This window comes from Martinezella lusitana (genome assembly GCF_900094565.1).
Lineage (GTDB): Bacteria > Pseudomonadota > Alphaproteobacteria > Rhizobiales > Rhizobiaceae > Rhizobium > Rhizobium lusitanum.
This window is the reverse complement of sequence record NZ_FMAF01000005.1, coordinates 20,775-33,812: the sequence shown is the minus strand read 5'-3', so window position 1 is coordinate 33,812 and position 13,038 is coordinate 20,775. Positions and strand designations below refer to the sequence as shown.

Sequence of the window (13,038 nt, the reverse complement as noted above, 5' to 3'; positions counted from 1 at the left end):
ATTCATCAACTTAGAAAGGACAAACGATAGATCGATACCGCACCGGTTGTTCCCGGTCCATAGCGATCTAGCCAAGGTTAGGATGCGATTGTGGTAAAGACTAGCCCGATGGAACAGTGAGCGGAAAACGCCCGTTCCGGCCGCACCAGACTTGGCGGTTCGAACGGCAGCGTATCCTTAAGAACTACGCCCCGGCCGGATTTGAACTGCTCTTCCAGAAGCCCGCTCTGCGCAGCCCCTCGCGATAGATGTCGTGTTGCCATTGCTCCTTGAACGGCACCACGGAAAGCCATTTGTCGATATCGAAGCCGGGATTGGCGTCATGAACGCGCCGAACGAAGAAACCCGCCCTTTCCTTATCACCGAGCATCGCCCAGCTCGCTGCCGAAATCCTGTCCGCCAGGCGGGCATCCGCCATCCGGTCGATATAGCCCAGGGCGGCCTCGAAGCTGCCGAGCATATAGCTGGCCGCCGAGGCGATCCAGAAATAGGAATCGGGGCTCAGCGGATGAAGCGCAATGGCAGTTTCGATCTTTTGCAGGGCCAGATCCGGCCGTGACGAATAGATCAGCGCCTCCGCCTGGTCGGCAATGATGCCGGCATGGTTCGGGTTCAAGGCCTCGGCCAATTCCAGCGCTTCGAGGCTTTCGTCACTCGCGCCCTGGAAGGTTTTCGCAACGCCGAACTCGCGATAGCCGTCCGCGATGTCGCGCCGCGCCGCAATCGCCCGCATGGCATAGCCTTCAGCCTCCTTCAGCAGGGCTGCATCCCCGCCCGAGGTCAACAACCATTGCCTGGAATAGGTGCGGGCGATGGAGCTCAAGGCAGGGGCGAAACGATCGCCACTCCGCAATGCAGCCTCGAGCTCCGCTCGCGCCTTCTGCAGATTCGGCAGCGACAAGCGACCAAGGTAGCGTCGACCGGAGAGATAGCGTTGATAGGCCGCTGGACTTCTGTCGAAATGAGCCCGCATCATTTCCCGACGTTCGATCTGCCCCGTCAGCGACAACACGATATGACGCGCGATCTTCTGCCTCTGTTGTTCGTGGGGAGATTGCTCAAGGCTGAGGCGGTCCGCCCAGACGATCTCGTTGCTGGCAGTTTCGACAAGCTGTGAAAATAGCAGGGTGTTGTGGTTCTGCGTGCTTAGACGCATGTGCAGAACATAAGACCGGTCTTGCTGACCGGAGGCCGCATCCTCGTCTCGCCGGCCAATCCGGATAGCGGTGCAGCGATCATTCGCCTCCAGGCTATTCAGCGCGCAGAAGCCTATGGTGATGTCGTCCATGAGGGACGACGCGTCATAAGCGCTGGTTTGTGTGTCGGAGGGACGCAATATCCGCAGCGGTATCCCTATCTTCTGCCCGGCATCCACAGATCCTTCCGCCGAGCCGGCGGCACTTTGACCATGGGTGGGTGACTTATCCTCCGACCGCGAAAATGACGCCAGCAGCGCGCCGCGTCGTTCGAAAATGCGCCTGAAGTGCTCGACCTCCCCGGCCGCGTCGAATATCCGCAGCAGAATGCGCCGGATATCCGGATCCTCCGGATCGGCACCAAAAACCAGGAGTGCGGCCTCTTTCACCAGAGCGATCTCGTCCTTCGTGCTGGCCTGTGCGGCGGCCACCATCAAAGTTTCCTTCAGCACCTGCGCGTGGCGATGCGTCTGCGCCTCACGCCAATGGAAGAAGATCGGGCTCTGGCAATTGATCCCGCCTAGGAACTCCGCTTCGAGCGTTTCCAACAGCAGTTTCAGCTTTGTAAAAACCGGATCGGCCCGATCAGCGTCCAGAAGCGAAATATCGGAAGCCAGTCGCGGCGGCTCAAGCTCGATGGCGGTTTCGCTGAACCGGAGAAACGCCCTGCCCAGCTCGCCCTGGCGGCTTCTTATTCTCGAAACCAGCTTGCGCAGATTGACCTTGGCATTGCCGTTATCGTCCTGCCCCCACAAAAGCTCGGCTATTGCGCTGCGCGGCGCGCGCTCCGCCGGCCCCACCATCAGATAGGCCAGAATCAACAGGCCCTTCTCAGGAAACGCGATCTCGCGGCCATCACTGTCCAGAAGCTTCAAACCACCAAATGTATGCAGCGAAAACATATTTGTGTTCATGAAATCCGCATCAGCCAATACTGGCGGGACAAGCCGAAACTGTGGTCCCTTGCCGGATTGGTTTCAGTCAAGCTCGAGCAAGCCGTTCAAAGAAATGGTGAAATTTCCACAAGGCTGTAATGTGAATGAAGGCCCGACGAATTTCAATTCCAATTGCGCCTGAACTAATAAACCATTCGCCAAATCGCTGATATGACCTACCTTGCAGCAACCGTGATCGACTCGGAGCACTACGCCATGATTTCCTCCCCTCCCAAGACCATCTGCATCTATGGCGCGGGCGCGCTTGGCGGTGCTATTGCGGCAAAGCTGGCCTCCTCACAAGAGGAGCAGGTACACATCTCCGTTATCGCGCGCGGAGCACATCTGGACGGCATTCGCGCTGGCGGCATACGCCTTTGGGAGGCCGATGCGGATCGCCCCCTCGTCGCCCGGATGACGGCTACCGACGATGCGGGCGATCTGCCGCCGCAGGATCTCGTCATCACCGGGCTTAAGGGGCACCAGCTCGGCGCGGCAGCTCCCGGCATCGCCAAGCTCCTGCGTGCCGGCACGCGCATCGTGATGATCCTGAACGGCGTGCCGTGGTGGTATTTTCACCGGGACCGACAGAGCGGCCATGCCGAGCACCAGATGGAGGAACTGGATCCGAACGGCGATCTCTGGCGGCTGATCGGCCCCGAGCGCGTTATCGGCTGCGTTGCCTATCAGGGCGCTGAGGTCATCAGCCCCGGCGAGATCAAGCTCAGCAATAACGGCCACTTCATTCTCGGAGAACCGTCCGGCGAGACGACCGCGGACTTAGAGGCCATCGCAGCGCTGCTGCAGAAGGCGGGTATCAACATCTCCATTTCGGCGCGCATTCGCGACGACATCTGGAGTAAGCTGATGGGCAACGCCGCCTTCAATCCGATCAGCGCGCTGACGCGGGGGTTGATGTCCGACATTATGGACGATCCCGCTCTTTCCGCGATGGTCGGCCAGGTGATGAGCGAGGTGAAGGCCGTTGCCGGGGCTTTGGGATCGCGCATAGCGATATCGGTCGAAGAACGTCTCGAGCGTTCGCGCCAGATCGGGCCTGTGCGCACCTCGATGCTGCAGGATCTGCTTGCCGGCAAGGCACTGGAAATCACACCCCTCGTCGGCGTCGTCGTCACGCTCGGCAAGCTGACGGGCGTGCCGACGCCGACTTCAGCAACGATCCTTGCATTGGTGACGCAGCTGGACCGAAAGAACCTGCAGGCGGCCGGATAGCGGTTCGCCGGCGGGTCTCGCCGGCCGTATTCCTCAACGGATACAGAGTTTCGCGATATCCGCTGAGGCCCCGGCAACGCGGCTCTTTATATCTCCCTTACTTCTTCGCCTCCCGCCGCGAATGGATTTCCTATGCTGCCCGGCACTATGCTTGCGTCGAAATATGGAGGCCTATGCCATGCTCGACACGCACGCACCCAGCCTGACGGAATCCATCCGCGTTCTCGTTCACGACAGCGACGAGAGACACCATCGCGTCGCTCCGTCAGCTTCAACAGCAAAGCCCCAGCCCGGACGCCGGCTTCGTAATCGCCAGGTTCGCGAGAAGCGCACCTTTCAGGCGATGTTCGCCTTCGGGCTGCTGCTCGGCGGCCTGGAGCTCTTCATCGTGCTTCACTATCTCTGAGGCGCCACGACCATGGGCAGGCCGAGCTTGCAGAGGCGCATCGGCGGTGCGATCACCGCTCTCGCAACACCATTTCGCGACGGTACGCTCGATACCGTCAATCTGACGGCACATGTCGAATGGCAATTGCTGAGCGGCGTAGATGGGCTGCTCGCCTGCTCGCTGACGGGCGAAGGGCCGACGCTGACCGATGCCGAACGGGTGCGCATCATAGAAACCTGCGTCGAGCTTTCAGAGGCTAGGACGCCCGTCATCGTTGCGACGGGCACGAATGACACGGCGACGACCGTGGAAGAGACGCTGCAGGCGCAACGGCTCGGCGCCGGCGCCGCACTCGTGACGGTGCCCTACTATTCGAAGCCGACGCAGAAGGGTGTCCTTCACCACTTCGAGCAGGTTGCGGCGCGCACCGACCTGCCGCTTATCATCCATAACCAGCCGTCCCATACCGCAATCGATCTCGCTCCGACGACGATCGCCCGGTTGGCCGAAATTCCTGGCATCATAGGGATTGCTGATGGCAGCGGCGATATCACGCGCCTGGATCTTTGGCGTCCCCTGCTGCCGGAATGGTTCGGTTTCTACACATCCAGCGACACAAGCGCGCTCGCCTTTACGATTGCGGGCGGTCATGGCTGTTTTTCCAACGCCGCCAATATCGTACCCCGGCTCTTCCGTTCCATGCAGCATTCAGCAGCCTGCGGCCACCTGGCCGCCGCCCGATCAATCGATGATCGCTTGCGGCCGCTGTTCAACGCGCTGAGACAGGAGAGGGAGCCCGCAACGGTCAAGCACGCCTTGTCACTCATGAGAGATTTCGAACCGGACGTACGCCTGCCGCTGGTCTCCGTCGAAAGTCAAACCGCGGCGGCGATCCAGGCCGCCGTCGCGCCGCTTCAGCTCGACGGCAGCGGCCGGCTTGCGTCCCGCCATGCCCTCCGGCTGGGATTGTAAAACCGCTCCATCCCTATGAGATTTTTATATTTTTGCCATTTCGGACAAATGGAAATCCTAGCGGCTCACTCATAGATTCAACAGCGTGGCACCTGAAGCGGTCTTAGCAGACCAGAGGTGCCGGTGACACTGGAAAGGAACTATGATGTCACGCTTTATGCATGCCGGCGTACCCGCCGATCCCCTCCAACGCCCTCGTGCTGCGACCCTAGCAGCCAGCGGGTGGCGCATCTCTTCACAAGCGTTGCTGGACGGCCTTCACGCCGTCGCTCCGCGCCTCGGACTTGTCTTTCTCATCGCCGGCGTCCTCCAGATGCTGCTGCATTGGGCCGGGCATTGAGTGTAATCGAAGAGATCCACGAGGAAAATCACATGGCAAACGCACAGCATATCCAACGCCGCTCGGCTCACAGCTCCCTCTTGCCGGCTCCGGCCCGCTTCATCGTCGGCCGTGACCGTCGCGGCAGCTGGATTGTTCAGGACCGGCAGGGCCTCGTCGGCGGCCTATTCCGCAACGAGGCTGCCGCCCTGCATTTCGCAGCGGAAGAGTGCAACCATAACCCGGCGGACATCTGCCACGCGCCCGAAGGCGTTGTACTCGACCTGGATGGCTTCCCGGCCGCCTCTTCCAATCTTCATTAGGCCCTGCCCTTGAGCGCAGGCTTCGATAGCTGCACACCCGGCCCAACGTTTCCTTAACCCGGCTTCGGGTAGGATTTCTGGCCGGGTGTTCCAGAGAATAGAAACGCAAATGTCAAAGCCTGCCTTCCGCTACAGCCACTACGATCTCAAGGAACAACGCGCCGGAACGGTGATCGAGATCACACTATCAGCCATCGCCAACGTGCGGCTGATGAACAGCTCGAATTTCGAGCGCTTCATGGAAACCCTCAAGCATCAGTTCATCGGCGGTGTCGCCAAGAAATCGCCGATCCGGCTGACCATTCCCGAAGCCGGTCATTGGCATCTCGTCGTCGACATGGAGGGCCACAAAAGCCTGGCGGAATCGAGCGTGAAGATGGTCGACAAAACGGCTGCTCCGCGTATCCAGAAGGCACAGCAGGACGTCACCGGCCGGTGAAATCTAGCGCTCGCCGCGCTCTTTGCGAAGCTTCGCCCACCAGTCCAGCCGCTTGCGGATTTCGCGCTCGAAACCGCGTTCGGGCGGATCGTAGAAGGTCTGGCGGCCCATCTTCTCCGGAAAGTAGTTCTGGCCTGAAAAGGCATCCGGCTCGTCGTGATCATAATGATAGCCGTCGCCATATCCCTCGGTGCGCATCAGTTTCGTCGGCGCGTTGAGGATATGCTTGGGGGGCAGCAGCGAGCCGTTCTGCTTGGCTGCCTGCGTGGCAGCCTTGAAGGCGGTGTAGACCGCATTCGATTTCGGAGCGGTGGCGAGATAGACGCAGGCCTGCGCCAGCGCTAACTCACCCTCCGGTGACCCCAGATAGTCATAGGCATCCTTGGCGGCGTTGCAGATCACCAACGCTTGCGGATCGGCAAGCCCGATATCCTCGACCGCCATACGCACCAGCCGGCGGCCGAGATAGAGCGGGTCTTCGCCGGCATCGAACATGCGGGCGAGATAGTAAAGCGCCGCATCGGGATCGGAGCCGCGCACGGATTTATGCAGGGCCGAAATGAGATTGTAGTGCCCGTCCTGCGCCTTGTCGTAGACCGGAGCCCGGCGTTGCACGATCTTGACAAGCATATCGGGATCGAAAAGCTCGTCCTTGCGCGCGGCGCGCCAGACCTCCTCGGCAAGCGTCAGCACAGAGCGGCCGTCGCCATCAGCCATGCCGATCAGGCTGGCGCGGGCATCTTCAGTCAACGGCAACGGCTTGCCTTCCACGGCCTCGGCCCGGCGCAATAACTCTTCCAGGCTTTCCTCGTCATGCGAGCGGAATGTCAGGACGCGGGCGCGGGAGAGAAGAGCGGCATTGAGCTCGAAGGATGGGTTCTCCGTCGTGGCGCCGACCAGAATGACCGTGCCGTCTTCCATGACGGGCAGGAAACTATCCTGCTGCGCACGATTGAAGCGATGGATCTCGTCGACGAAGAGCAGGGTCTGGCGGCCAGCCATGCGGCGCAGCCGCGCGGCCTCGAACACCTTCTTCAGATCCGCGACGCCGGAGAAGATCGCCGAGATCTGCTCGAAGGCAAGACCGGCCTCGCCTGAAAGCAGCCTTGCGACCGTCGTCTTGCCAGTGCCGGGAGGGCCCCAGAAGATCATGGAGCCGAGCGACCCCGCCTCGATCATCCGGCGCAGAACGCCGTCTTCGCCCGTCAGATGCGGCTGGCCGGTGACTTCGGCCAGCGTTTGCGGCCGCAGACGATCGGCAAGCGGTCGCTTGTTGGCGACCTCCTCCGGTATCTGCGGTGCAAACAGGTCGTCATTCATCGGAAGAACTGCCTGATACGCTGGCCGTCACGATCGATCTCCACGCGCCAAAAACTCGGATTGGAGCCGACAGTACGCTGCAATATTTCAGTAGAGTTCACGGCGACGCCATTGATGGAAACAACGATATCTCGCGGCGCGAAGCCGAGGCGCTCGGCGGGCGAATCCGACTTCAGACTTTCAATGACGACACCGGTCGAATCGGGCGGCAGATGCAATTCGTCGGCAACGCGCGGTGAAAGATTGGCAACGGTTGCGCCGGCGAAGGGATTATTGCCCTGGATAAGCCTTTCATCTCGCGGCGTGGATTCAGGCGCAGCGGCAAGCGTCATGCTGGCCTCATGCTCCTTGCCATTGTCCAGCACCGTCAACGACACGGTGGCGCCGAGGCCCGCCGTCGTCAGGCGATAGCCGAGCGCATCCGGATGCTCGACCGGGATATTATTGAGAGCGGTGATCACTTCCCCTGGCTTCAAGCCGGCCTTGGCTGCCGGGCCGCCATCGAGGACCTTGGTCACTAGAGCGCCGCGCACCTTGTCCAGGCCAAGCGCTTCGGCGACATCAGAGGTCACAGGCTCGAAGGAGGCGCCGATATAGGGGCGCTCGAAAGACTTATCGCCGCGATCGGATGCCGCAAGGAAGACCTTGACCAGGTTGGCGGGGATAGCGAAGCCGATGCCGTTCGAGCCGCCGCCCTGCGAGAAGATGGCGGTGTTAAGCGCAATCAGCTCGCCGCTCATATTCACCAGCGCGCCGCCGGAGTTGCCGGGATTGATCGAGGCATCGGTCTGGATGAAGAAGCCGACTTCGTTCTTCACCTGGTTGCGGGCGAGCGCCGAAACGATGCCGCTCGTCACCGTCTGCCCGACGCCGAAGGGGTTGCCGATCGCCAGCACGAGATCACCGACCTCGACCGCATCGGAATTGGCAAGGGGGAGGATCGGGAAGCTCTCGTTCTTCGACTGAATCTTCAGGACCGCGAGATCGACCCTGTCGTCCTTCAGCACGACCTTGCAGGGAAACTCCCGGCCGTCCGACAGCGCAATCTTGATATCATCGGCACCGTCGACGACATGATTGTTGGTGATAACAGTGCCGTTCGCCTCCACGATGACGCCTGAGCCCAGTGAAGACTGCTTCTCGGTGCGATTCGGCATGCGCTGGCCAAAGAACTGCTCGAAGAAGGGATCGCCGGCGAAGGGGGACTGCCGCTGCACCATACGCTCGGCATAGACGTTCACCACCGCTCCAGCCGTCTGCTTGACCAGCGGTGCGAAGGAAAGCTGCATCTGCATCTGGTTTTGCGGCACCGACTTCGCCGTCTGCGCCTCAGCGGAAAGCGGCATCGCCATGATGAGGGCAATCATCGAAACGGTGGTGCGCCTCAGGAGGACATGCATGGAAACTTCCTTTTTTAATGCTCTTGAAACAACGTTGTAGCGCCCGACGCTAGAAAGAAAAGAGGGCGGAAGCATGAAGCATAAATGGAAGTTTGCGGCGATAAAAAACAGGTTCGATGAACAAAAACATGCTGTCATGCATTTTGCGTTGTGAATCGTCAAAGGGAGCAGAATCATGCGATTGAACAGCCTTGCCGCCGCCGTCCTCATTATCTCCTTCAGTGCAGCCGGCGCCTCCCATGCCGCCAGCTTCGATTGCGAGGCGCAGAACCTGAAGCCGGATGAGAAGACGATATGCGACGTCAGGGCGCTCAACGACGCAGACGTGAAGATGGTGACGACTTTCGACCTGCTCTCGGGGCTCCTCGCCATGGGCGCGCGCGGCGCGATGCAGGACCAGCAGACAGAATGGCTGAAGAAGCGGCAGACTTGCGCCGCGGATGTCGCCTGCCTGACATCGTCCTATCAGGATCGCCTGAAGGAGCTGAACGAAACGTATAAGCAGATCAATCGACCGCTATGACGAGCCAGAAGATCCTGCGCTGTCGTCCCCTCTCCCCGCCTGCGGGGAGAGGGCTACCGCACGAGCGGTGGGCTTTGCCATCGCCGTGAATATCCAGAAGGCCCCTCATCCATCCTCTCTCGGTCTCGCTCCGCGCGACCGAGAGAGTCCACCTTCTCCCCGCCTTGCGGGGCAAAGGGGCTTAATTACTTCCCGCCGAGATCCCTGACCGCGCCGCGGTCAGCACTGGTCGCAAAAGCCGCATAGGCCTTCAACGCCGTGGTGACGTTGCGCTTGCGGAACTCAGCCGGATGCCAGCCCTTGGCGTTCTGGGCTTCGCGGCGAGCGGCGAGTTCAGCGTCGTCGACGCGCAGGCTGATGGTGCGGTTCGGGATATCGATGTCGATCATGTCGCCTTCGCGCACCAGACCGATCGTGCCGCCGTTTGCCGCTTCCGGCGAGGCGTGGCCGATGGAGAGACCCGAAGTGCCGCCGGAGAAGCGGCCGTCGGTGATCAGCGCGCAAGCCTTGCCGAGACCCTTCGACTTCAGATAGCTCGTCGGATAGAGCATTTCCTGCATGCCCGGGCCGCCCTTCGGGCCTTCATAGCGGATGACGACAACGTCGCCGGCCTTGACCTCGTTGCTGAGGATGCCCTTAACGGCCGAATCCTGGCTTTCGAAGACCTTGGCCGGGCCGGAGAATTTCAGGATCGATTCATCGACGCCGGCCGTCTTCACGATGCAGCCGTCGAGCGCCAGATTGCCCTTGAGAACGGCCAGTCCACCATCCTTGGAGAACGGATGCTCTACAGAGCGGATGACGCCCTTTTCGCGGTCGGTGTCGAGCTCGTCCCAGCGGGAGCTCTGGCTGAAGGCAACCTGGGTCGGGACGCCGCCCGGTGCAGCGCGGAAGAATTCGCGCACGCTCTCGCTGTTGGTGCGGGTGATGTCCCAGCGATCGATGGCATCGCCGAGCGTTTCAGCGTGAACGGTCGGGCAATCGCGATTGATCAGGCCGCCCTTGTCGAGCTCGCCGAGGATCGACATGATGCCGCCGGCGCGATGCACGTCTTCCATGTGAACGTCGCTCTTGGCCGGCGCTACCTTCGATAGGCAGGGCACTCGGCGCGACAGGGCATCGATGTCGGCCAGGGTGAAATCGATTTCGCCTTCATGCGCCGCCGCCAGGATGTGCAGAACCGTGTTGGTCGAGCCGCCCATGGCGATATCGAGCGCCATGGCATTCTCGAAAGCCTGCTTCGAGGCGATGGTGCGCGGCAGGGCGTTGTTGTCGTCCTGTTCGTAGTAGCGACGGGCGAGATCGACGATCAGGTGACCGGCCTCGACAAAGAGGCGCTTACGGTCACCATGGGTCGCCAGCGTCGAGCCGTTGCCGGGCAGCGACAGGCCGAGTGCTTCGGTCAGGCAGTTCATCGAATTGGCGGTAAACATGCCGGAGCATGAGCCACACGTCGGACAGGCCGAACGTTCGATGGTGGCGACATCCTCGTCGCTGATCTTGTCGTCGGCTGCCGCAACCATGGCGTCGACCAGATCGAGCGCGACCTTCTTGCCGTGCAGGACGACCTTGCCGGCTTCCATCGGGCCGCCCGAGACGAAGACCGTGGGGATGTTGAGGCGCAGCGACGCCATCAGCATGCCGGGTGTGATCTTGTCGCAGTTGGAGATGCAGACCATGGCGTCGGCGCAATGGGCGTTGACCATATATTCGACGCTGTCGGCGATGAGCTCGCGCGACGGCAGCGAATAGAGCATGCCGTCATGGCCCATGGCGATGCCGTCGTCGACGGCGATGGTGTTGAATTCCTTTGCGACGCCGCCTGCCGCTTCGATCTCGCGCGCCACGAGCTGGCCGAGATCCTTCAAGTGAACGTGACCGGGCACGAACTGAGTAAAGGAGTTGACCACCGCAATGATCGGCTTGCCGAAATCGCTGTCCTTCATACCCGTGGCGCGCCAAAGGCCGCGCGCGCCGGCCATGTTGCGGCCGTGGGTCGTGGTTCTGGAACGATAAGCTGGCATGGTGTCTTCCTCGTCATCCTGGAATTTATGCAGCGTCGGCCGGCCTGGGCTTTGCGCCGAAGGGAGCGCCGACAGTCCTGCTTTTTGGAATTGTCCTAATCCAATCGTGCGGTACTGTCACTATCAACTCAAGCGAATCCGGTACGCTGCAAGGCAAACGCGAGTTGGGACGACCGTTCCGCTTCATCGCGATCAAACGATACGATCAGAATTGGGAACGAAGCAGCCCGATCACAAGTGCACACAAAAAGTTGGTTTCCCTCGCAAAGAAATACCGGCCTAAGAGTGTAACAAAATGCGCACCTGCTGCGTATAGCTCATATCGAAGCTGAGATTGCATAGAGGAATAGTCATGGCTGCCTACCGCCCGCCGAAAATTGCGTCGTCCGAGATCACGCCGCGCTCAGTCTACCTAAAGCGCCGCGACTTCCTGACGGCTGCCGCGGCCGGCATCGGCATGACTGCCGCCGGCGGCAAGGCCGCACTGGCGGATGCGCTGACCGCGACGAAGAGCAACTACACCGTCGACGAGAAGCTCACGCCGATCAAGGATGTCACCACCTACAACAACTTCTACGAATTCGGACTCGACAAGGCCGATCCGGCCAATCTTTCCGGCAAGTTCAAGCCGCGGCCATGGACTGTCAAGGTCGACGGCATGGTCAACAAACCCGGTACCTTCGACATCGACGCGCTGATCAAGGAGTTTCCGCCGGAAGAGCGTGTCTATCGGATGCGCTGTGTCGAGGCATGGTCGATGGTCATACCTTGGGATGGTTTTCCGCTCTCGGCCCTGCTCGATAAGGTGGAGCCGCTCGGCAGCGCCAAGTTCGTCGCCTTCGAGACGGTCGTCAGGCCGGAGGAAATGCCGGGGCAGTCAGGCCTTCTCCAATCCTTGGACTGGCCCTATGTCGAAGGCCTGCGGCTGGACGAGGCGCGCAATCCGTTGACGCTGCTTGCCGTCGGTCTCTACGGCGAGACCTTGCCGAACCAGAACGGCGCGCCGATCCGCCTCGTCGTACCGTGGAAATACGGCTTCAAGGGCATCAAGTCGATCGTGCGCATCACGCTCACCGACAAGCAGCCGCTGAACACATGGCAGGTGACCAATAGCCAGGAATACGGCTTCTACGCCAACGTCAATCCGGCCGTCGACCATCCGCGCTGGAGCCAGGCAACGGAGCGCCGCATCGGCGAAGGCGGCTTCTTCAGCTCCAACCGTCATCCCACCCTGCCCTTCAACGGCTATGCCGATCAGGTTGCGAGCCTCTACACCGGCATGGACCTTCGGGTGAACTTCTGATGGCTCTTTCGTTGACCCTGCCCAAGCGCTGGCAACCCGCCTCCGTCTGGGCGCTTTACGTCGTCGGGCTGCTGCCGGCCGCCTGGGAATTCTATCTCGGCGCCACGGACCAGCTCGGTGCCGATGCAGTCAAGACCTTCGAGCTTTTCCTGGGGCTCTGGGCGATCCGCTTCCTGCTGCTGACGCTTGCGGTCACGCCGCTCAGAGATCTCTTCGGCTGGAATTATCTGCGCTATCGCCGAGCGCTCGGCCTGCTCTGCTTCTACTACGCGCTGATGCATCTGATCGTCTATATGGTGCTGGATCAGGCGTTGGACGTGCAGGCTGTCGTCGTCGACGTGCTGAAGCGACCCTTCATCATGTTCGGCATGGCAGGCCTCGTCATGCTGCTGGCGCTGGCGGTGACGTCAAACAATTTCTCGATCAAACGTCTCGGCAAAAAATGGATCTGGCTTCACCGTCTGGTCTATATCGTCGCCGCCTGCGGTGCGCTGCACTTCGCGCTCTCGACCAAGATCCTGTCGCTGGAGCAATATATCTATATCGGCCTGCTGATCGCCATGATCCTCTACAGATCCTACAGGCCGATCATGATGGAAAAACGCCGGGCCGCGCGCAGGCCGGTTGCGGCTTCCAGCTCGAGAGCGGCCTGAACTCGGCCGC

Annotated in this window: 13 protein-coding genes; 9 read left to right on the top strand and 4 right to left on the bottom strand. The window is 60.9% G+C overall.

Annotated features, from left to right (window positions below):
- Positions 1 to 184: 184 nt before the first annotated feature.
- Positions 185 to 2,110, bottom strand: a complete 1,926-nt coding sequence (locus GA0061101_RS12335; protein ID WP_141694063.1) for an AfsR/SARP family transcriptional regulator — start codon at positions 2,108 to 2,110, stop codon at positions 185 to 187.
- A 237-nt stretch (positions 2,111 to 2,347) separates the two neighbouring features.
- On the opposite strand from GA0061101_RS12335, the gene GA0061101_RS12330 reads away from it, so the two are divergent.
- From GA0061101_RS12330 to GA0061101_RS12305, 6 genes are all read left to right on the top strand, one after another.
- On the top strand, positions 2,348 to 3,364 hold the full coding sequence (locus tag GA0061101_RS12330) for a ketopantoate reductase family protein (RefSeq protein WP_092573849.1): 1,017 nt from the start codon (positions 2,348 to 2,350) through the stop codon (positions 3,362 to 3,364).
- Between the two features lie 178 nt (positions 3,365 to 3,542).
- Positions 3,543 to 3,770: a hypothetical protein gene (locus tag GA0061101_RS12325; protein ID WP_131512087.1), complete on the top strand. Its 228-nt coding sequence runs from the start codon at positions 3,543 to 3,545 to the stop codon at positions 3,768 to 3,770.
- Positions 3,771 to 3,782: 12 nt separating this feature from the next.
- Complete coding sequence (dapA, locus tag GA0061101_RS12320; protein WP_092573645.1) at positions 3,783 to 4,724, top strand: 4-hydroxy-tetrahydrodipicolinate synthase; 942 nt, start codon at positions 3,783 to 3,785, stop codon at positions 4,722 to 4,724.
- Between the two features lie 142 nt (positions 4,725 to 4,866).
- Positions 4,867 to 5,064, top strand: coding sequence for a hypothetical protein (locus GA0061101_RS12315; RefSeq protein ID WP_092573644.1), 198 nt, complete (start codon positions 4,867 to 4,869; stop codon positions 5,062 to 5,064).
- 32 nt (positions 5,065 to 5,096) lie between these two features.
- Entirely contained in the window at positions 5,097 to 5,366 is a 270-nt protein-coding gene (locus GA0061101_RS12310; RefSeq protein ID WP_047557883.1) for a hypothetical protein, read from the top strand.
- Positions 5,367 to 5,475: 109 nt separating this feature from the next.
- Positions 5,476 to 5,805: a DUF1883 domain-containing protein gene (locus tag GA0061101_RS12305; protein ID WP_092573643.1), complete on the top strand. Its 330-nt coding sequence runs from the start codon at positions 5,476 to 5,478 to the stop codon at positions 5,803 to 5,805.
- Positions 5,806 to 5,808: 3 nt separating this feature from the next.
- Here GA0061101_RS12305 and GA0061101_RS12300 read toward each other — a convergent pair whose 3' ends face one another.
- The gene (locus GA0061101_RS12300; RefSeq protein ID WP_037199941.1) at positions 5,809 to 7,125 is read right to left on the bottom strand and encodes a replication-associated recombination protein A; all 1,317 of its coding nucleotides are present in this window, start codon (positions 7,123 to 7,125) and stop codon (positions 5,809 to 5,811) included.
- Positions 7,122 to 8,525 carry a DegQ family serine endoprotease gene (locus tag GA0061101_RS12295; RefSeq protein ID WP_037199942.1) on the bottom strand — a complete coding sequence of 468 codons (1,404 nt, stop codon included), beginning with the start codon at positions 8,523 to 8,525 and terminating at the stop codon, positions 7,122 to 7,124. Before GA0061101_RS12295 ends, GA0061101_RS12300 begins: the two co-directional genes overlap by 4 nt.
- Before the next feature lie 175 nt (positions 8,526 to 8,700).
- Here GA0061101_RS12295 and GA0061101_RS12290 point away from each other — a divergent pair, with 175 nt between their 5' ends.
- On the top strand, positions 8,701 to 9,048 hold the full coding sequence (locus GA0061101_RS12290) for a lysozyme inhibitor LprI family protein (RefSeq protein ID WP_037199943.1): 348 nt from the start codon (positions 8,701 to 8,703) through the stop codon (positions 9,046 to 9,048).
- A 185-nt stretch (positions 9,049 to 9,233) separates the two neighbouring features.
- Here GA0061101_RS12290 and ilvD read toward each other — a convergent pair whose 3' ends face one another.
- Positions 9,234 to 11,072 carry a dihydroxy-acid dehydratase gene (gene ilvD, locus GA0061101_RS12285; protein ID WP_047557889.1) on the bottom strand — a complete coding sequence of 613 codons (1,839 nt, stop codon included), beginning with the start codon at positions 11,070 to 11,072 and terminating at the stop codon, positions 9,234 to 9,236.
- Positions 11,073 to 11,424: 352 nt separating this feature from the next.
- Between ilvD and msrP the strand changes: the two genes are divergently transcribed.
- Entirely contained in the window at positions 11,425 to 12,375 is a 951-nt protein-coding gene (gene msrP / locus GA0061101_RS12280) for a protein-methionine-sulfoxide reductase catalytic subunit MsrP (protein ID WP_047637993.1), read from the top strand.
- On the top strand, positions 12,375 to 13,028 hold the full coding sequence (gene msrQ / locus GA0061101_RS12275) for a protein-methionine-sulfoxide reductase heme-binding subunit MsrQ (RefSeq protein WP_425349994.1): 654 nt from the start codon (positions 12,375 to 12,377) through the stop codon (positions 13,026 to 13,028). The genes msrP and msrQ overlap by 1 nt, the downstream gene beginning before the upstream one ends.
- Positions 13,029 to 13,038 lie beyond the last annotated feature (10 nt).

Excerpts from the sequence above, each read along its gene's own strand:
- GA0061101_RS12335 (WP_141694063.1), bottom strand. The coding sequence starts at position 2,110 with ATGAACACAAATATGTTTTCGCTGCATACATTTGGTGGTTTGAAGCTT.
- GA0061101_RS12330 (WP_092573849.1), top strand. The coding sequence starts at position 2,348 with ATGATTTCCTCCCCTCCCAAGACCATCTGCATCTATGGCGCGGGCGCG.
- GA0061101_RS12325 (WP_131512087.1), top strand. The coding sequence starts at position 3,543 with ATGCTCGACACGCACGCACCCAGCCTGACGGAATCCATCCGCGTTCTC.
- dapA (WP_092573645.1), top strand. The coding sequence starts at position 3,783 with ATGGGCAGGCCGAGCTTGCAGAGGCGCATCGGCGGTGCGATCACCGCT.
- GA0061101_RS12315 (WP_092573644.1), top strand. The coding sequence starts at position 4,867 with ATGATGTCACGCTTTATGCATGCCGGCGTACCCGCCGATCCCCTCCAA.
- GA0061101_RS12310 (WP_047557883.1), top strand. The coding sequence starts at position 5,097 with ATGGCAAACGCACAGCATATCCAACGCCGCTCGGCTCACAGCTCCCTC.
- GA0061101_RS12305 (WP_092573643.1), top strand. The coding sequence starts at position 5,476 with ATGTCAAAGCCTGCCTTCCGCTACAGCCACTACGATCTCAAGGAACAA.
- GA0061101_RS12300 (WP_037199941.1), bottom strand. The coding sequence starts at position 7,125 with ATGAATGACGACCTGTTTGCACCGCAGATACCGGAGGAGGTCGCCAAC.
- GA0061101_RS12295 (WP_037199942.1), bottom strand. The coding sequence starts at position 8,525 with ATGCATGTCCTCCTGAGGCGCACCACCGTTTCGATGATTGCCCTCATC.
- GA0061101_RS12290 (WP_037199943.1), top strand. The coding sequence starts at position 8,701 with ATGCGATTGAACAGCCTTGCCGCCGCCGTCCTCATTATCTCCTTCAGT.
- ilvD (WP_047557889.1), bottom strand. The coding sequence starts at position 11,072 with ATGCCAGCTTATCGTTCCAGAACCACGACCCACGGCCGCAACATGGCC.
- msrP (WP_047637993.1), top strand. The coding sequence starts at position 11,425 with ATGGCTGCCTACCGCCCGCCGAAAATTGCGTCGTCCGAGATCACGCCG.
- msrQ (WP_425349994.1), top strand. The coding sequence starts at position 12,375 with ATGGCTCTTTCGTTGACCCTGCCCAAGCGCTGGCAACCCGCCTCCGTC.